Annotated in this window: 17 protein-coding genes and 1 pseudogene; 9 read left to right on the top strand and 9 right to left on the bottom strand. The window is 62.5% G+C overall.

Annotated features, from left to right (window positions below; genetic code table 11):
• The first annotated feature begins 111 nt into the window (after positions 1 to 111).
• The 4 genes from CP556_RS26290 (at position 112) to CP556_RS23375 (ending at position 3194) form a co-directional block, all read left to right on the top strand.
• Positions 112 to 621: a hypothetical protein gene (locus CP556_RS26290; RefSeq protein WP_176548327.1), complete on the top strand. Its 510-nt coding sequence runs from the start codon at positions 112 to 114 to the stop codon at positions 619 to 621.
• A 256-nt stretch (positions 622 to 877) separates the two neighbouring features.
• The gene (locus tag CP556_RS23395; RefSeq protein WP_098728005.1) at positions 878 to 1648 is read left to right on the top strand and encodes a Dph6-related ATP pyrophosphatase; all 771 of its coding nucleotides are present in this window, start codon (positions 878 to 880) and stop codon (positions 1646 to 1648) included.
• A gap of 712 nt (positions 1649 to 2360) precedes the next feature.
• A complete protein-coding gene (locus CP556_RS23380; protein WP_141551754.1) occupies positions 2361 to 2633 on the top strand; it encodes a PHP domain-containing protein in 273 nt (90 codons plus the stop codon).
• Positions 2634 to 2978: 345 nt separating this feature from the next.
• Positions 2979 to 3194, top strand: a complete 216-nt coding sequence (locus CP556_RS23375; RefSeq protein ID WP_141551753.1) for a hypothetical protein — start codon at positions 2979 to 2981, stop codon at positions 3192 to 3194.
• Positions 3195 to 3319: 125 nt separating this feature from the next.
• Here CP556_RS23375 and CP556_RS27195 read toward each other — a convergent pair.
• The 3 genes and pseudogenes from CP556_RS27195 to CP556_RS23365 form a co-directional block, all read right to left on the bottom strand.
• Positions 3320 to 3442: pseudogene (locus tag CP556_RS27195) on the bottom strand (DUF6735 family protein); the annotation flags it as partial.
• Between the two features lie 137 nt (positions 3443 to 3579).
• Complete coding sequence (locus CP556_RS23370) at positions 3580 to 4719, bottom strand: tyrosine-type recombinase/integrase (protein WP_098728001.1); 1140 nt, start codon at positions 4717 to 4719, stop codon at positions 3580 to 3582.
• Between the two features lie 811 nt (positions 4720 to 5530).
• Positions 5531 to 6295, bottom strand: coding sequence for an IclR family transcriptional regulator (locus tag CP556_RS23365; RefSeq protein WP_098728000.1), 765 nt, complete (start codon positions 6293 to 6295; stop codon positions 5531 to 5533).
• Between the two features lie 258 nt (positions 6296 to 6553).
• Here CP556_RS23365 and CP556_RS23360 point away from each other — a divergent pair, with 258 nt between their 5' ends.
• Positions 6554 to 7705 (top strand): XdhC family protein, encoded by a 1152-nt coding sequence (locus tag CP556_RS23360; protein WP_098727999.1) that lies wholly within the window; start codon positions 6554 to 6556, stop codon positions 7703 to 7705.
• Here the strand turns inward: CP556_RS23360 and CP556_RS23355 are convergent.
• Together CP556_RS23355 and CP556_RS23350 are read right to left on the bottom strand one after the other, a co-directional pair.
• Positions 7687 to 8283, bottom strand: a complete 597-nt coding sequence (locus CP556_RS23355; protein ID WP_098727998.1) for a nucleotidyltransferase family protein — start codon at positions 8281 to 8283, stop codon at positions 7687 to 7689. The two genes, CP556_RS23360 and CP556_RS23355, sit on opposite strands and share 19 nt — an antisense overlap.
• Before the next feature lie 3 nt (positions 8284 to 8286).
• Positions 8287 to 9717 (bottom strand): dihydroorotase, encoded by a 1431-nt coding sequence (locus CP556_RS23350; protein ID WP_098727997.1) that lies wholly within the window; start codon positions 9715 to 9717, stop codon positions 8287 to 8289.
• Between the two features lie 109 nt (positions 9718 to 9826).
• On the opposite strand from CP556_RS23350, the gene CP556_RS23345 reads away from it, so the two are divergent.
• Together CP556_RS23345 and CP556_RS23340 are read left to right on the top strand one after the other, a co-directional pair.
• The gene (locus tag CP556_RS23345) at positions 9827 to 10339 is read left to right on the top strand and encodes a (2Fe-2S)-binding protein (protein WP_098727996.1); all 513 of its coding nucleotides are present in this window, start codon (positions 9827 to 9829) and stop codon (positions 10337 to 10339) included.
• Positions 10340 to 10341: 2 nt separating this feature from the next.
• Positions 10342 to 12843, top strand: coding sequence for a xanthine dehydrogenase family protein molybdopterin-binding subunit (locus tag CP556_RS23340; protein WP_098727995.1), 2502 nt, complete (start codon positions 10342 to 10344; stop codon positions 12841 to 12843).
• A gap of 267 nt (positions 12844 to 13110) precedes the next feature.
• Here CP556_RS23340 and CP556_RS23335 read toward each other — a convergent pair whose 3' ends face one another.
• Positions 13111 to 13620 (bottom strand): SRPBCC family protein, encoded by a 510-nt coding sequence (locus CP556_RS23335; RefSeq protein WP_255291579.1) that lies wholly within the window; start codon positions 13618 to 13620, stop codon positions 13111 to 13113.
• A complete protein-coding gene (locus CP556_RS23330) occupies positions 13620 to 14516 on the bottom strand; it encodes an FAD binding domain-containing protein (RefSeq protein ID WP_098727994.1) in 897 nt (298 codons plus the stop codon). The genes CP556_RS23335 and CP556_RS23330 overlap by 1 nt, the downstream gene beginning before the upstream one ends.
• Before the next feature lie 284 nt (positions 14517 to 14800).
• Between CP556_RS23330 and CP556_RS23325 the strand changes: the two genes are divergently transcribed.
• Entirely contained in the window at positions 14801 to 15559 is a 759-nt protein-coding gene (locus CP556_RS23325) for a cyclase family protein (RefSeq protein WP_098727993.1), read from the top strand.
• A gap of 133 nt (positions 15560 to 15692) precedes the next feature.
• Here the strand turns inward: CP556_RS23325 and CP556_RS23320 are convergent, their stop codons facing one another.
• Entirely contained in the window at positions 15693 to 16976 is a 1284-nt protein-coding gene (locus tag CP556_RS23320) for a cytosine deaminase (RefSeq protein ID WP_098727992.1), read from the bottom strand.
• Positions 16977 to 17127: 151 nt separating this feature from the next.
• Between CP556_RS23320 and codB the strand changes: the two genes are divergently transcribed.
• On the top strand, positions 17128 to 18516 hold the full coding sequence (gene codB, locus CP556_RS23315; RefSeq protein WP_098727991.1) for a cytosine permease: 1389 nt from the start codon (positions 17128 to 17130) through the stop codon (positions 18514 to 18516).
• A gap of 45 nt (positions 18517 to 18561) precedes the next feature.
• Here codB and CP556_RS23310 read toward each other — a convergent pair whose 3' ends face one another.
• Positions 18562 to 18987 (bottom strand): universal stress protein, encoded by a 426-nt coding sequence (locus CP556_RS23310; RefSeq protein WP_098727990.1) that lies wholly within the window; start codon positions 18985 to 18987, stop codon positions 18562 to 18564.
• Between the last annotated feature and the right edge of the window lie 107 nt (positions 18988 to 19094).

Here is a 19094-nt window from a genome sequence, read left to right as displayed (position 1 = left end):
CCGACGGCCGGCCGAGGCCGACATCGAACCGGATATCGATCGCTGAGAGCGCACGTCGCCCCGACGATTGCAGGTACCACTGGCTTATGCTGCCTACTGCTAGTCAATAACATGTGTGTCCTCTTCACGGACGACGATGTCGGTAAGCCGGTCGAGAACGACGACGGAGAGAAGGTCGGCGTCGTCGCATCGGTAGACGGTGACGTCGTCCATGTCCGGTCCAACGCAGACGCCGTCAATTCGGGCGACTCCTCAGACGGTGCGGCGGGCGTCGTCGACCGGACGCGCCAACTGGACGCGGACTCCGTCCGCGAAATCACCGACGACGCCGTCCGACTCGAGGGCGACCTGCCGATGGAAGACGAGGCAGTCGAGGAAAAGCGATATCACGGCCTCGAGGCTGATCCGACCGCCCTGACCGGTGACGGAGACCCCGTCACGCCGAACGAGTTCTCTGTCGAACCGGACGAAGATATGGAACCGACCGATGCGGCCGTCGAACCGGACGAAGATATGGAACCGACCGACGAACCGCGTCACACGGACGGGGACGACGAGCAGGAGGTGGCGACAGTCCGCGACGACACGGACGACGACGAAAGCAGGGACGAATCGACGTAACGGTCTCGCCGAGGGTTTGTTTGTCGGCCGTCATCAGTCTCACAACCCCTCGTCCTCGAGTTTTCGGTCTCGAGAGGCAGTCAGGTCGACGGCTGCGAACCGCTGCTCACGCCAATCTTTATTAGAGGGATTATCGTAGCCAACCGGATGGTTCGCGGTACAGAGGGTGACACTGTGTTTCGATCCCCGAACAGGATATCTATGAACTCCGACGAGAACCCCTATCAGTGCTCGCTTGCGGAAGGAGCTACAGCGTATGTCTAAACCGGATGATGGGTGGATCGTACTTTTTTCGGGCGGCAAGGAGTCCTCGTTGGCACTCTACCAGGCCCTCGAGAACGGCCGTGACGTCCGCAGACTGGTCTTTGTCCACTCGCCGACGGCCGCCTCGGCATACCACGCGCCCGCGGCGCCCGTGGTCAGACTTGCCGCACAGAGTATCGGAATCCCGCTCGTCAACGCCGGACTCCCTGCCGTCGACGTCGAGCCTCCCGACATCGACGCGGACTTCGCGCCTGACACGGAAGTAGCGGAGGGAACTGAGATCGACTCCTTCGAAAACACCATCCACGCGCTGGACGCCGAGCTCAACGGCGGCGTCACCGGGATTATCGTGGGTACCGTCGAGAGCGAGCACCGGACGGATCACGTTCGATCGATCTGTAACCGTGTGGGCTGTGACTTCTGTGCACCGCTGTGGGGTGTGAACCCGCGTGAGCTCGCGGAGACGATGATCGAGTCAGGGCTCGAGATCGTCGTCGTCGAAGTGACGGCCCCTGGGTTCGACGAGTCCTGGCTCGGCCGGCGACTGGATCGCGACGCGCTCGCCGAGTTGGAAGCCCTTCGTCGCGATCAGGGCGTCCACCTCCTCGGAGAGGGCGGAGAGTTCGAGACGGACGTCACCGATGGGCCACACATGTCCCGTCCCATCGCCTTCGAGTCCCACCGCGAGTGGCACGGCTCTTGGGGCCGATTGCGGATCACCGACGCGTGGCTCGAAGCGCCGGACGAAGCGGACCGACACTGATCGCTGAAATCATTTTCCCGCTCGAGAGCGAACCGCTACGTATGCAATACGGCGAGATCACGTGACAGGTGCGCGAACGCGACGGGCAGCGAACGTACGAGATTGACGGCTACTTTCGACCCCACCTTGAGTCGAAGTCACCAGAGTACAGACGGACCACCATCGCCGATCTGACGGAAGACCAGGCGCGGACCCTGTACGAGGTCATCGGTGAGCGGCTACCGGAGAAATCAACGGCACAGTATTCCTATCGGCTGCGACGCTCGAGGGGCGTTCCGATACCGAACCGAAACTGAGTGCTGGACGGTTAGCGTGGCCGTCCCATCCTCGTTGAGACCGCCGTCCGGTTCGAACGAACCCGTCGGGTACCTGTCAGACAGCATGTTATCAGGGTCGGTGGTCCATCCAGCCATGGACGATACTATCGAATCGTCGGCGGTATCCGGAACCGAGGTTGCACTGTCGTTCGATCACCGTTCGTAACAAAATCGGCCGAATGGACCGATTCCGGAGACACTCGATCGGGAGCGCTTCGATCGACAACGAACGGATATCGATGAGGGCAACGCCGACGACGACGTGGACGTCACGGTCCTCCAGGGCATCGAAGCCGAAATCACGGCGGACGGACTCGAGATTTCCGAGAACGGTGTGCAGACTGCGATCTGGTAGTCGCCGGACTCCACGTCGGTTACGGAATCCGACCGACCGCGTGATCGACGCGTTCTGGGAGTCCCCGATCGACATGTTCGCACATCCGACGAACCGCTTGCACACGGGACGCGAACCGCTCGATCTCGAGTGCGAATCGGTCAAAGAGTACCGGGAGACGGTCCGAGACGTTGTCTCGACCGACGCCCATACGACGGGAGAACTGGATACCATGAACCTCGGTATCTCCCAGGCCCGCCGCGGCTGGTGCGAAGTCGATGCCGTCCTCAATACTCGTCCACTGGAAGAACTTCGGTCGTACTTCGACGGGTGAGACCTTGACCAATCGATACTGATGCGATGCACGACGGTGTATGATCGACTCGAAAATCTCTCGACTACTCCGAACCACGTCCTGTGTTCCGTATATCTACTATATAATCATCTTCTACCAGCTTGCCACAGCAGGTAACAAGCTATTTCCGACGCAAATTTCGTGACACCCATACGGTTGTAATAGAAGACTTAAATTCCCATCATATAATGGATGTATTCCCGAAATACCCAGTGAAATAGTCGTAACGGTTCGGCGGTGGGGAACATCTCACGTCATCGTGGCCCGAAGACGATCTGTCTCCCGAGGACGTTCGTCTGGCTCGACCTCGAGGAGCTATCGCGTGTGGCCCGCACGATCGTCGCGCACGGTTCCCGGCGTCAGCTCGTCGACGACCACGAACGCACGCTAAACGGTCAGGACGACGGCGCTAGCGGCCGCGCTATGGTAGTCTTCATACTCATATCGTTCTCGGTTGCCGAGAGAAACTCGCTCGTCGATCCAAAAACGTCGTCCGCGGAGTCGACGGTGGTCGTCCACGGCGACGAGCCGTACCAGTAGTCACCGTTCACCACGGTCTGGTCTCTGAACGAGTCAGTGAGGCTGGTGCCCGGCACCCACGCCATGTCGACGTCGACGTTCTTACTCGCCAGTTGTTCGACCGCGATAACCGCGTCTTCCTGATAACCCTCGAGGCCGTCAACCAGTTCCGCGAATAGCCGTTTCGCCCACTTGGAGTCGAAACGCTCGCCACCGAACGGCGTTTCGGCCGTGATACGGTGTTTGGGTTTTAGATTTGCTGTGCTCAGTGACTGTAATGGAGTGTACTGTCCGTCAGTCCGTTCGAACGCAGTTCACTTCGCGCACAAACCCGCAGGTTGCCTCCGTAGGACGGGAGCCGAACTCCCAACGTGAGGAATCTTCGCGCGTTTGCGCAGAGCGGATGTCAAGTATCGTGCTCTGCGAACGCATCGCCGGCGTCTTTGGCCATTTCTTTTGCCTCGATATGTGAGTAGGACTTCCGAACTACTTCCTCGCTATTATCGAGAAGGCGAGCAGCAGAAGTGAACCCACGCTGTCGGACCATCACTTCACCAGCACCACGACGGCCACCGTGCAGTGCGAGATACCCGTGGGTATCGTCGAGATCAATCTCGGCTTCCTCGCACAACCGTCGCATAACACGGCGAGCGCCGTCGGTGTTAATCGAGGACGGCGCCAATTCATGTTCACGGAGCGCTTCGAAAACGGCCGGTTGTCCCGTAAGCTCGTCGACGAACTCCTCAATATCATCCGGAGACCAATCGTGTTCTTCACGAAGCCCCGTTTGAAGCGTCTCGTAGAGCGTCGGAAGATGAAACGTTGGAAATACCGGCCAGTCGTCCCCGGCGGGATCGAGCAAGTCTTTGTATCGCGACATAGGATTTATAACTTGTTTCGTCAGCGATCGATCGGACCAGTTCTGTTTTTTCGCGAGAACGGTCATTGTTCGATCCTCGAGAGAGACGTCACCCCATTTGAGGCCGTTGCGCCGCTCGTCCTTCGGATCCGCAACTATCTCCCCGCCACGAACGCCGGAGTAGCAGAGGACGTAGACGAGCGCTCGGTCCCGAAACTCCTGAATAGCGTCGAGCCCCTTCTCGTCAGCGGCATCGTGTGCGCGTTTGTCGACGTACCGTGTAATCAGTGACCGGTGTTCGTCGGTCCAGGCCTGTTGATCCCCAGACCGTCGGCCATCGTTTTCGGGGAGCGGTTCCTTCGCGACGTTCCGCTGGGCGTAGTTCGCCTTGAGGAGCCCCTCGCGAACACACCAGCCGATATAGGCGCTGACGTGCGCGTAATACGTTTGAACCGTCCCCGGAGCGAGGTCCCGACTCGTGAGCTCGCGCGTGTATCGTCGGAAGGTTCGCTCGTCGAGTTCGTCGAACGTCCCGCCCGAGTAGGAATCTGCCTCGAGCCAACTGAGAAAGTCATCGACGCAGCGCTCGAGATTCCGCTGGTAGTTCCCACTCCCCTTCTCACCCTTCGACTTCGATCGAAGGAATGCCTCGAGTGGCTCTGCAACTGCTGTCGATCCACGATTCAAACTCGCTCACCCTCGAGAGCCGATTTCCTGCTGGATTCCATCGTTCGTGGTTCGGAGAGGAAGTCGACCCACATAAAACCACGCTTGATTATTCAACTAATCAAGTGTGTTCTGTCCACGCTGAATTCTCCCGGTATCTGTGGGTAGAGGCGTGGAGCGCCCCAGATCCACCTATTATAAACTATATATTGCTATACCAAATATCGTAGCTGAACACGAGGCCCGCTGGCATCCTGATACGGCCGACAAGTCCCACATGTGCGACCATCGACTCCGATATGATCGAGCTTGGGATGCCCGGCATCTCAGTAATCATCCCGGATTCGGTAAGAACGCCGAGGTGGACGCCAGCGGGGGGATTCACACGTACATCATCACATTTCCAGAGTACGTCTCGACCATCCGTGCCACTTCCGGTTGCAGTCATCTCCGAACGGCTGCTGCTGACCGCTGTACATTACATGTGTATGATTGTCAAGTAGAATGGGTTCAAGCGGTGACGATGGTTTTGTTGTCATTGCATACCGTAGAACGGGCTTATCATCCCCCGGATCAGTCGCAGCAAACGAATTATTTTCGCCCGTCTCGCGCTTCGGTTACTCTGGCCCCCTTCGCATCGACTCCAGCGACGAGAGATCCGCTCACTCCCGGCGGTTTTGCTTTACAATCGTATAATTGTAAATACCATGTTACCGATCTCATTATACAATTTAAGTTCTGAACGGCGGAGAAAGACGGGCGAAAATAGCAGAAGGGAAACCGATATCGAACGGACGGCCGACAGCCCCTGTTCTATATCGTGAAACGGACGTCACTGATGTTGGATATTGAGCTCTATTACGTTCGCGATTCCCAAAACTGTCTCCGGGAGTTCCTCGTAGAAATACGCTCCCTGCATGCGATGCGTGGGGCCGGCAACGCTGATCGACCCGATGACCTGACCGGTAGCGTCGAAAACGGGCGCGGCGACACTTCGGAGCCCGTTCAACCGCTCTTCGTCATCGAACGCGATCTTCCGTTCGCGGATTTCCTCGAGTTCCTCGCGGAGGACATCCTCATCAGTGATCGTATTCTCGGTGATACGGGCCAGGCCGTGTCGGTCGATGATACCATCGCGACGGTCGGCAGAGAGGTGTGCCAGAATGACTTTTCCGAGCGCCGTACAGTGGAGGGGGACGCGATCACCGATGCCGGTGTCGATATGGGCAGCCTCTGATCCACTATCCCGGTAGATGAAAACGCCCTCCCCGTGTTCTTCGACCATCAACCCCGAAATTTCGTCGGTCTTCTCGGCGAGTTTCTCGACTTCGGTGTGAGCGACCTGGTACAGCGCGTGCTGTCCTCTCGTGCGTTCGCCGGCCCGGAGGAATTTCAATCCCGTTCGATACTCACCGTTCTCTCGGACGACGTACCCCGCCCGCTCTAACGTCAACAGGTGATGGTGAACGGTGCTTTTCGGAAGATCGACGTGATTTGCCAGCTCCGTCACTCCCGCTCCCTCGAGTTCTATCATCGCTTCGACGATTCCGAACGTCCGGTCGATCGCTTGTATGCCGGTCGTGCCTTCCTCTGCCATGGAGTAGGTATTGGAACCCACCCACATAGTTGTTCGGTATCGTAGAACGCAACTCGTTTTCCCGGACAATTGTTTACTATCTCGCTCATATCACACACGTTCCAATTCCAAATATTCTGTGGAGTTTATCACCGTAACTTCAGAAACGACTCGTGGGAAGCGCGTACTCACGAACCCCCTGCTCGAGTTCCGTCCTGTATCGTGGAACGGCCATGGTGTGGAATAACACATATACTATTCGAGCCAGTGTGTTCGAGTATGAGTACGACAGGGGACGGAGACCCGTGGGGAATAACGACGCTCGACCTCTTCGAGTTGCTCGAGGACGCCGTTCAATCAGACCGATCGTGGGTAGTCGCGACCGTTATCGCCGTCGACGGCTCCGCGTACCGCAGACCGGGTGCGAAGATGCTGTTCGGGCCCGACGACTCGGCGTTTGGCGGTATCACGGCCGGCTGTCTCGAGGGCCCCCTCGCAGATGTCGCCAGCGAGGTCCGTCGGGCGGACGAGCCGGAGATTGCGACGTTCGACCTGACGTCCGACGATGACGGATGGGGGCTCGGTCTCGGATGCGAGGGAATCGTCGACATACTGGTCGAGCCCGTGACTCGGTCGTGGCAAGCGCCAGTCGAGGCGTATCACCGCGGGGAACCGATCGCGCTCGCTACGGTGACCGACGACACGGCGCCGGTTCCGGTGGGGACCCGCGCGGGTATCGCGGTGGACGGGACGCCGATTGAAACCGGCGGGCCGTCACTCCCGTCGTCAGTTCTCGAGGGCGTCTCCGAACGAGCCGGGGAACTGGCGGCCGCCGGTCGATCCGAGACGGTGACCGTTACGACAGGGGACGGATCCGTCAACGTCTTCGTCGATGGAATCGACCCGATCGACCGGCTACTGATCTTCGGCGGCCAGCCCGATACCCGCCCGGTCTCGCGGCTCGCGCGTTCGGTTGGCTTCCACGTGACCGTCGCGACCGCGCGAGGCGGCCAAGCCGACCCGGACCGGTTTCCGAACGCGGATCGCGTTGTCGCGACGCATCCGACCGACCTCGAGGAGTTAGTCGACGACCGGACATCGGTCGTGCTCATGTCTCATAACCTTCTCGACGACCGCCTCGCTCTCGAGGGGCTGCTTGAGACCGCTGCGCCGTTCATCGGACTGATGGGACCGCGCGAGCGATTTCAGCGGATCCGCGAGGGCCTCGAGGACGACGGAGTGACGCTATCGGCGGCCGATCGGGACCGCATCGCCACGCCGGTCGGTCTCGATCTCGGGGGCGGAGAGACCGTCGAAATCGCGCTGAGCATCGTCGGAGAAGTCGTTGCAGCGAGTAATGGTCGCGACGGCGGACGACTTCGCGATCGAGAGGGGCCGATCCACGACCGGGTTCAGTCGCAGCCGGAGTGACGCAGGCGTCGGAGATCAGCCACCGTATCGACGTCGATCGCAATTCCTGAATCATCCACGGGAACGAGACTGACCTCAGCCGACTCGAACAGCGCTCGCCCGCCGATGTCGCCCGAAACGTCCGTCAGGGAGTCGAAGTGGCGCGCATCGAAAAGCACCGGATTTCCGCGCCGATCGCCGTCGGTCGGCGCGACGATCCCCTCGCTGCCGTCGCGGTAGCCGTCGACGACCGCTCGAACGGTCGCCGGATCGACGCAGGGCATGTCGCCGGGAAGAAAGAGGACGGCGTCCGCATCGGCGTCGCGCGCGGCGCGAGCGCCGAGACGAACCGATCTGCTCTGTCCGCGGTCGTAGTCGTCGTTTTCGATCGTGTCGTCGACGAACGCCGCCACGGCGGGACGGACGCGATCGGCGTCGTGGCCGACGATGGCGATCGTGTGCTCGAGCGGTGACGTCGCGAGCGTGCGCGCTGCGTGGCTGACGATCGGTTCGTCCTCGAGTCGAGCCAGCAGCTTGTTGCCGTCCTCGAACCGCGACCCGGTGCCGGCAGCGAGTAACACGCCCACGACGTCACTCATGGCTCACTCGAGCGAGACCCCTTCGGTGCCGCGGGGCAGGTAGTTCCGGTCGCCGGGTTCGGCGAGCAGTTCGTCGTCCTCGACGACGACCTCGCCGCCGACGATCGTGTGCGTCGGGAGCCCGGTCAGCTCGTCGCCGTGGAACGTGGAGTAGCCCGGTTCCATCGTGTGGTAGAAGTCGTCATCGACGACGGTGCTCTTCTCGAGGTCGACGATGACCATGTCGGCGTCGGAGCCCTCTGCGAGCGCGCCTTTGCGCGGGTACAGGCCCCAGCGCTTGGCGTTGTTCGTCGAACAGACCTCGACGAGGCGCTCCATGCTGACGCGGTTCTTGTTGACGCCCTCGCTCATCATCACGGGCAGGAAGTACTCGATGCCGTTGTTGTCGCCGGGAATCGCGTCCCAGATGTCGCCGTGTTTCCCCGTGTCCTTCTCCTTGAACTCGAGCTTGTGTGGACAGTGATCGGTGCCAACGTAGTCGATAACGCCGTTTCGAATCCCTTCCCAGAGGCGCGTCTTGCTCTCCTCGCCGCGAAGCGGGGGCGAAATCTTCCCCCAGACGCCGAGATCGTCCTGCTCGTAGGTGTGGGAGAGGAACGCCGGCAGCGTCTCCGCGTGGAGGTTGACGCCCTGCTCCTGGTAGCGCTTACAGATGTCGACGCCCTCCGCCGTGCTCATGTGGACGATGTACGCCCGAGAGTCGGTGTACTCCGTGAGTCGACCGATCTGCTCGATCTGCATCGCCTCGCAGATGTTCGGTGCCGACTCGGACCAGGCCTCGAGGTCGTTGCGCCCCTCCGCCTGCAGTTCCTTTCGGCGCTGGATTGCGAGGTCCTCGTTCTCGGCGTGGAACATGACGACGCCGCCGGGGATATCGGACACCCTATCGAGCACCTTGTAGACTCCGCCCGCGTCGGAGTGGTCGATCCCGAGTTCGGGGGAGGCGTTCTTGTACCAGTTGAAGAAGATCTTATAGGAGCGGATCCCCTCGTCGGCGAGTCCCTCGATCTCCTCGACGTGGTGGTCCTGGTGGACGATCGCGTGGTAGGCGAAGTCGATGTAGGAGTTTTCCTCGCCCGCCCGCTTGAAGAAGTCCATGTCGGGCAGGTACGGCTCCTTTTGCAGGAGGAAGTTGACGACCGTCGTCACGCCGCCGTGGATCGCACCGCGCGTTTCGGTTTCGAAGTCGTGCTCGAGGCCCTCGTGGTAGTCGAACTCGTACCGGGAGAGCCCCCAGTGAACGTGCGGGTCGATGAAGCCGGGGATCAGATAGTTGCCCTCGGCGTCGATCTCTCGATCGGCCTCGGGGAGGTTCGATTCGGTGCCGACACCGACGATGATGCCGTCGTTCGCCGCTACGCTGCCGTTGATAGTGCCATCAGGAGTGACCACTCGTGCGTTGACCACTCGAAGGTCTACAGTCGATTCGACCATACGATGTGTACTCTTCCCACCCTACTTGAGTGTAATCGTTCGAACGCGCGGGCACCCGAATCGCAACACAACGTTTATGGGCTGTTCGAAGGTAGAGGTACCATATTCCATGAGTACAGATAGCACAGACGGTGCTGCCGAGCGACCGACCGAAGAGATCACCGTGATCGTCAACGGTGAACCGGTTACTGCGGAAGTCGAACCGCGACTCAAACTCTCGGATTTCCTCCGGTACGAGTGCGACCTGCACGGCGTCCGCGTTGGGTGTGAACACGGCGTCTGCGGCGCGTGTACCGTCCAGCAGGACGGGCGGAGCACGAAGAGCTGTCTCTCCTACGCCGTTCAGGCCGACGGTGCCGAGATCGAGACCGTCGAGGGACTCGCCGAGGAGGAGACGGACTCGCTGCATCCCATTCAGGAAGCGTTCCACGAGACCCACGCGCTCCAGTGTGGCTTTTGCACCAGCGGCTTCGTGATGGCGACCAAGGAGCTCCTCGAGGAGAATCCGGATCCGACACGCGAGGAGATCGAGGAGGGGCTGGCGGACAACATCTGCCGCTGTACCGGCTACCAGAACATCTACGAGGCGGTCGAACGGGCCGCCGACGCGATGGAGGACTGACCATGTCTACGTCACACCCGGCCGAAACCGACGCCGACGCCGAATCGGACTCGAGCCGCGAGTCGTTCACGGGGCAAGGGCTCCCTCGAGTCGAGGACCACCGCATTCTGACGGGCGAAGCCGAGTACATCCACGACATCACGCCGGAGAACTGCCTGCACATGGCGCTGGTGCGCAGCATGCACGCCCACGCCGACATCGTCTCCATCGACACCGAGGAGGCCGAGGCCCACCCGGACTGCGAACTCGTCCTCACCGCCGAGGACATCAAGAGTGAGTACAACCCGATGCCGACCGGTGTCGGCCGCATCGCGACGGGTGAAGACGGCGAACCGGCCGCACTCCCCGAGTGGGCGCTGGCCGACGAGAAGGTCCGGTTCGTCGGGGAACCGGTCGTCGCCGTCGTCGCGTCCGACAGATACGCCGCGGAGGACATCGCCGATCTGGTGGACGTCGAGTACGAGGCCATGGACGCGGTCGCCGACGGGATGGCCGCCCGCGAAGACGAGGTCGTGCTCCACGAATCCGTTGGCTCGAACGTCGTCGACAACGAACGCCTCGAGTTCGGCGACCCCGACGCGGCGTTCGAGGACGCCGATCACGTCGTCGAGGGAGAGTACACGTGGGGACGCATCTCGGGCGTCCCGCTCGAGACGGCCGGTGCCGTCGCTACCTACGACGAGGAGTCCGACTCCTTCGACATCGACTGTAACATCCAGTTGCACACCCTCGTCGACAACATGATCTACGAGACGCTGGGCTACGAGGCCGACGACGTGCGGGTGAACGTTCCCGCCGACGTCGGCGGCAGCTACGGGACGAAGATCGGCATCCATCGCTACTGCTGTCTGACGTCGATGGCGAGCCAGCAACTCGAGCGCCCCGTGAAGTTCGAGGAAGACCGGCTCGAGAACCTCCAGGGCGGGGACATGCACTCCTCGGACCGGGAGTATCAGATGCGGATGGCCGTCGACGATGACGGCACGATGCGGGGACTCGACGTCTGGTTCGTCGACGACTTTGGCGCGTACCCCCGCTATCCGATCAACCAGGTGCTCAAGCCGCTGTCGGTGCTGACGAACTCCTACGAGATCGACGACGTCACCTACGAGTACGACCTCGTACTGACCAACAAGACGTCCCAGACCGCCTACCGCGGGTTCGGCGTCGATCCCCACATCTACGCCCTCGAGATGATCGTCGACGAGGCGGCTCGAACGCTCGACATGGATCCGACGGAGTTCCGCCGCCGGAACCTGATCCGGCCCGAGCAGATGCCGTACACGCTCCCCTCCAAGAACCTCTACGACTCGGGCGACTATCCCGCGACGCTCGACCGGATCGAGGAGATCATCGCGGACGAGCGCGACGGCGGCCTGCTGGATCCCGACGTCGTCGCCGCGAAACGCGAGGAGGGGAAGTACCGCGGCGTCCAGCCGAGCGTCATCATCGAACCCGGCGCCAGCGGCTCCGACTGGACCGATCGCCAGCGAACCGACAAGGAAGACCTCGCGGACCGCTCGCGCGACGAGGTAGAGGAGTTGCCCGAGCACCTCCGCGCCGAGATCCGCGAGGACGGGTCCATCCACGCGTTCCTCGCGACCGACTCGTCCGGACAGGGCCACCAGACGCTGGTCTCCCAGCTGCTCGCGGACGAACTCGAGGTCCTGCCGAGCGACATCGAGGTCGGCTACCTCGACAGCGTCGACGCGCCGACCGAGTACGGGAGCGCGGCGTCCCGGATGGCCGTCATGCTCTCGGGCGCGACGGTCGGCGTCGCCGAGCGACTCCTCGCCAACGTCGAGGAACTCGCGGCCGACCACTGGGACGTCTCGACCGACGACGTCACCTACCACGACGGGACCGTCGATCGCCTCGGCGGCGACGGCTCGCTCTCGCTGGCCGAAATCGCCGAACTCGACGCGGAGACGAACGCCGCCGGCGAGCGGCGGACGCGCGTGAGCTACAACTACGACCATCCCGCGACGGATCTCGAGGAGTTCGACGAGGCGCTGACGCAGAAGTTCCCGGTGTATCCGACGGCCGCGTTCGGCGCGAACGCGCCCATCGTCGAGGTCGACGTCAACACCGGCTCGGTGGAGATCCTTACGTTCCACACCGTCCGCGACTGCGGAACGATGCTCAACCCGATGATCGTCGAGGGCCAGGCCCACGGCGGCATCGCGCAGGGGATCGGTGCCGCCCTGCTCGAGGAGTTCGGCTACGAGGAGGACGGCCAGCCCCAGGCGATCACGCTGTTCGATTACCTGCTGCCGTCGATCGAGAACGTGCCGGAGATCGAGATGGAACACACCGAGACGCCGTCCCCGTTCACCGAAACGGGCGCGAAAGGCGTCGGCGAGGGCGGGATGATCGACGCGCCCGCGAGCATCGCGACCTCGATCAACGCGGCCCTCGATCCGCTCTCGGTCGAGGAACCCGCGAGTCAGATCCCGGTCGCCCCGGACCACCTCCGGAAGAAGCTCCGCGAGTCCGAGCAGTAGCCGACTCGGCGTCTCCGTTCCCGTTCGTTCGCTGTTCGGTTCGAACTCTCCGCACGGATCACTCTCGCACTATCCGCACGGAACGGCAGTGCTGCCCCGAGTGGCGAGTGGACGTTTTCTCCACAGCCTAGAACGGACGGCTCGAGAACACGCTGGTGGACCGACAGTCGCCACTCGACACTCGAGCGAGAACACATCGAACGGGCCGAAAAACCATCGAACGGGCCGAAACGAAACCGGGGCCGCGGTCGGCCGAAAATTACGCGACTAGTCGTCCGTCTCGAGCGTGGCGTCTTGCTCTGGCGCGGCCTCAAGTTCGGACTCGGCCTCGACGCCCTCGTCGGCTTTCGCCTGCATCTTCGAGAAGAATTTCTTGACCAGCCGTTTGGTGACGCTCTTGAGCGCGCGGCCGCCGAGGCTCGCGATCGTTCCGGAGACGTCGGCGGTCGCCGACCAGACGACGGTCGTGCCGCCGCTGGCGTTCTCCTTGAGTTCCATCTCCGCGACCGTCTCGAACTCGTTTCGCGGCGCGTGGCCGACCGCTTTCATCTCGAGGACGTCCGGACGATCGGCGCGAGTGACGACGACATCGACGTCGAATTCGGGCTTGACGCTCCCGACGCCGACGGCCATGACCGCCTCGATCTCGTGTGGGGAAATGAGGGTCATCTCCTTGCAGCCGGGCGCACACTCCGTGAGGATATCGGTGTCCGTAAAGTACGGCCAGAGCTCATCTTTCGACTGTTCCATCTCGTTTTCGCCGGTGAATTCTAACATTATGTCTCGGTTGCTACTGCGCGTTCGTACGATGTTTCGAGCGAGCGTTTGGCGTACTCGCCGGCCACTTCCTCCTTGTAGTCCCGATCGGCGTGCATCTCCGATTCGGGGGTGACCGCTGACGCGACGGTCTCGACGACCGCCTCGAGAGCCTCCGCCGAGAGTGAACCACCTTCGACGTGGGCCTCCGCGTCCTCGACACGGAGCGGGATATCTGCGGCGTTCGCCATGGCGATCCGGGCGTCCTCGACGACCGGTTCGTCCGCGGTCGGATCGTCGACCCGGATCGAGGTCGCCGCGCTGACGGTCGGAAACGTCTGGGCCGCCCGTTTGAGCTCGAGGAACGTCATCCCGGTTCGCTCGGGCGGGAACGGCTCCGTCGGGATCGAGACGGACTCGATGAGCTCCTCCTCGCGGAGGTCCGTGAACATGTAGGCGATGAAGTACTCGTCGACGGGAACGTCGCGGGTCCCGTCGAGCGAGCGGAGGTGAATCGTCCCCTCGAGCGCCGCCAGCGCTGCGGGATAGTTCCCGGCGGGGTCGGCCTCGCCGATGCTTCCGCCCAGCGTCCCCTGATTGCGAACTGACGGGCCGGCGATCTGTCCGGCGGCCTCGGGGAGCATCGGCATGCACTCGGCGAGCCGGTCGGAGCGCTCGATCGTCCGGTGACGCGTCATCGCCCCGATCCGGACCGCGTCGTCGTCCACGTCGATGAACGCGAGCTCGTCGACGCCGTTGAGATCGACGAGGTGGTCGGGCGTCGCCAGTCGGTTCGCCATCACGATGCCGAGCGACTGGTTCCCCGCGAGGAGTTCGGCGTCCTCGAGTTCTGCGAGGCGCTCGAGGGTTTCGTCGACCGTCTCCGGTCGGTGGTGGGTGAACGGTGCTGGCTTCATACTCCCTCGGGGCGCGTGATCGCGGAGCCGATAGCGGCCTGTTGGCAGTCGAAACTGAACCGATGCGTGTGGGTGGTATGGGTAATCATGGGTCTGTCACACGGATACCAAACGATTTGATCAACTGCACTAATAAATGTTGTCACAATTCGTTGTGAGAAACCGGCTGACTGGATCCGTATCGGGGATCCGAACGATCCGTTCGATGGCAGACGACTACCCGCGGTAGTATCCGACAACCCGGTTTACGTAGGTTTAAGTGAAATGCCCGGAAAGTAGCGTCTATGCTCGATGGCTACGAGATGTACGATTTGACGCAGCCGTGGTCAGTTGACACGCCAGCGTGGCCGACGTATGACAACCCCAAGGTCTGGTACGAAAAGAGCCTGGACACGGAGAAGGTGAACGGGCAGAAAATCGAGTTCATGAACCACACCGGGACGCACCTCGACGGCGAGAAACACTTCGTCGCTCACGGTCGGGACATCGAAGAAGTCGGTCTCGACGAGCTCGTCGGTGACGCGGTCGTCGCCGACATCTCCGACAAGGTCGACGACTACGATGTCTACACCAGCGAGATGATCGAGGACGTCTGTGACGTCCAAGAAGGCGACATCCTGTTCATCCACACGGGCTACCAGGACTACGCCTGGCACACCGACGAGGCGGACCCCCACCGGTACTTCTGTAAGCACCCCGGTCCGAACGCGGAGTTCGCCGACTGGTGCAAGGAGATGAACCTCAACTACCTCATCCTGGACTGCGGGAGCGCCGATCACCCGATGAACACGGTCATCCAGGAGATCCGACCCGAACTCGCCGAGGAAGCGGCCGACCACTTCGGCGTCGACGACCTCGACGAGGTCTTCCCGCCCGAGGGCTACCAGCTCATGCACAACGAGCTCTTCCCCGAGGGGATCATCCACGTGGAGAACGCCCAGGTTCCCGAGGAACTGCTCAACGAGCGCGTTCAGATCGGGACCTTCCCGTGGCGCTTCCGCGGCGGAGAATCCAGCGTCTCCCGCGTCGTCGCGTTCAAGTAATCCGGTCGCAGCGGTTCGTTTTTCGGCCGTTTCTCGAGTCTGATAGCGAGGCGCCCGTCGGTCCGGCGTGTCAGAGAAAAAGAACGGAAGCTGCCGAAAACGATGCTGAAAACGGAGTGGAACCGACTCGCGGTTATCGCTGGAAGTCGACCGATCGATCCCCCTCGTCGCGGACGACGTGCGTGCTCGCGGGTTCCGTTCGGGCGATTTCGCGGCCCTCCTTGAGCACCAGCGTCCGAGGCGCTCGCGTTCGAAGCGCATTGAACGGGTCCGGCGCGTCGTAGACGACGAGCGATCCGTCGGCTCCGACGGAGAGCCCGTAGTCGTCGACCCCGAAGACGCTCGCGTTCGCCGTCGTGAGCATGTCCCAGATCGGCTCCACGTCGCCGCGGCCGTTCATGTGCGCGTAGTGGACGAGGATGAAGGCGGCGTCGAGGGGATCGCCGCGGCCGTAGTGATACCACGGATCCATCACGGAGTCGTGCCCGAGCCCGACGGTGACGCCCGCCTCGCGCAGTTCGTCGATTCTGGTGTGGCCCCGACGTCGCGGGTAGTCGTCGTATCGCCCCTGTAGTACCGCGTTATCCGGTGGGTTGGTGACCACGTCGATGCCGCTTTCGGCGAGCAAGGCGGTCACCTTCGCCGCGTAACTGTTCGGATAGGAGTGCATCGCCGTCGTGTGGCTCGCCGTTACCCGCTCGCCGATATCGCGTTTGATCGCCTCGCTGGCGAGCACCTCGGTGAACCGCGATCCCGGATCGTCCGTCTCGTCGATGTGGAGGTCCGCGGGTCGGTCGGTCGACTCCGCGAGGTCCATCGCGAGTTCGACCGAGGCGACGCCGTCCTCGCGGGTGTGTTCGTTGTGCGGAATCCCACCGACGACGTCCGCGCCCAGCTCGAGCGCCTCCCGGAGCAGGTCCTCGTGAGTCGGATCGGTGAAGATCCCGTCCTGCGGAAACGCGACGACCTGCAGATCGACGAGGTCCGCGACCTCCTCCCGGAGCTCGAGCAGGGCCCTGACGCCGGTCAGCGACTCCTCCGTCGTGTCGGCGTGGGTCCGGACGCGGGTGACGCCGTGGGCTGCGAGCCACTCGACCGCCCGCTCGGCCCGCGCTTTCACGTCGTCAGCATCGAGGGTCTCCTTCCGGTCGCCCCAGATGCGGATCCCCTCCGCGAGCGTCCCCGAATCGTTCCACTCGGGCTGGCCGGCGGTGAGCGTCGCGTCCAGGTGGATGTGCGGTTCGGTCAGCGACGGCGTCACGAGCCGTCCCTCAGCGTCGTAGTGCTGGGACTCCGAAACGGCCGTCGGATCGATCGATCCGGCCGCCTCGAGGCGCGAGATACGACCGTCTTCGATCGCGATGTCGATCGACGACCCGTCGACAGTGGTGGCGTCGGTGATGATCCACGAGGGCATACGCATCGATTCCAGTCCACGCTAATAATAGTACCGCGGGTTGTGAACTGGTACTGTCTCACCCAATCGATGGACGATTAGGCAGGAGTCGTCGATACTCTCCCCTCACTGTTAGAAAGATTGATTATCACGGAATCGAGAACCATGTTATATGGCAACATCCGACGGTGGATTCGACTGGCGCCGCATCGTCTTCGGTGACGAGACCCTCCCGGATCCCGACTATCCGCTCGATCACGTCCCGAAGAACGAACGGAAGGGATTGGTCAGCCTCTCGGCGGTCCTGCTCGGCCTCGTTTTCTTCGCGGGGACGATGTGGGCGGGCGCGGAAGTCAGCGCGGCGATGGGATTCCAAGAGATGCTCACCGCGATGGTCGTGGGCCACATCATCCTGGGCGGGTACGTCGCACTCCTCTGTGGAATCTCCGCGAATGCGGGTCTCACAACCGTCCTGCTCGCTCGATACTCGTTCGGTCGGATCGGTGCTAAATGGGCAGACCTGCTGTTGGGCGGCACGCAGGTCGGCTGGTTCGGCGTGACCATTCCGATGGTCGCCGTCCCAACGGCGACGTATTTCGGCCTCGAGAGCGCGGCGATGGTCAGCGCACTGGTTCTCATCTGGGGGCTGTTACACATGTCGACCGCGTACTTCGGGTACGACGGGATGGAGAAGCTCTCGTACGTCGCGGTCCCGTTCCTCGTGATCGTCGGGTTGCTCTCGATCGGGCTCGCCGTCGGCGACGCGGGCGGGATCGACGGCCTCCTGTCGCAGACCGGCGGGGGCGAGATGACGTTCGGTCTCGCGGTGACGATCGTCGTCGGGACGTTCATCAGCGCGGGCACGCAGGCTCCGAACTGGGCGCGCTTCGCCGTCAACTCTCGGGTCGCCTTCTGGGCCGGATTGATCGCGTTCCTCGTCGGAAACAGCTTCCTCTTTCTCAGCGGTGCGGTCGGCGGTGCCGTCTACGACGTGACGCCCGCGGGCGACCTCTACGAAGTGCTGGTCGCACAGGGGCTCGCGAGCGTCGGCCTGATCGCGTTGATCCTGAACATCTGGACCACGAACGACAACGCCGCCTACGCGTTCAGCGTCGCCGGAGCCGAGGCGTTCGACTTCGATCGCAAGCGGCCGTTCGTCATCGTCGGCTGTGCGATCGGGATCCTCCTCGCGCTGGCCGGCGCCGACGGGCTCCTCCTGCCGTGGCTCGAACTCCTCGGACAGTACATCCCGCCGCTCGGCGCGATCATCATCGCCGATTTCCTGCTCTGCTGGCGCGGCGGGATCCCGCGGATGGACGACGTTCAGTTCACGAGCGTCCGGTGGACGGGCGTGCTGGCGTACGTCGTCGGGTGTCTCGTCGCGGTCCTGACCGCCGGATCGGTGCTACCGGGCGTCACTGCACCGGCGCTAATTCCGGGCATGGCGGCCCTCAACGGGATGCTCGCGGCCGCAGTCGTGCACATTGTCGGCTACTACGCCCTCGAGGAGACCGGTCTCCTCCCGTCTCACCGGGTTCCCGAGGACGCAAATCGAGTCTGACCGTATGAAAAGCAGGGCGATACCGGTGTCGTCTCCGCAGTCGATCTATCGAACGACGAGGACGGGGACGGACGACCGCCGCACGACTTTCTCCGCGACGCTCCCGAGGAGGACGCGTGCGACGCGGTTCCGACCGTGACTGCCGATGACGATCATCTCGTAGTCGCCGTCCTCGGCGCGCTTGACGATCAGCCGATCCGGTCGGCCCCGACCGCGTTCGGTCTCGATCTCGGTTCCGCGTTCCGCCGCGAACTGATGAGCGGACTCGAGGATCTCTTCGGATCGCTCGTGTTCTGGACTGTCGTCAGGAATATCACCAGTCATTCCGGAAAACGCCCCGATGTCGCCGTGCCCCGCCTCGACCACGTGGACAGCCGTGATCGAGGCGTCCGGGAACGTTTCGATCGCGTACTCGAGTGCGTCTTCCGATCTGTTCGAGCCATCGACGGGGACGAGGATCCGTTCGGGCATAGTCCGTAGTTGGGTGCCAAGCGACGTATTTCTTCCCCGAACTACAGCGAATCGGGAACGTCTGCCGCGAGAGGAACGCTATTACTGTTGTGGGACTCTCTAGCAGG

This window comes from Natrinema sp. CBA1119, from assembly GCF_002572525.1.
Classification (GTDB): domain Archaea; phylum Halobacteriota; class Halobacteria; order Halobacteriales; family Natrialbaceae; genus Natrinema.
The sequence above is the reverse complement of the archived record's forward strand: the minus strand, read 5'-3'. Positions and strand labels throughout refer to the sequence as shown.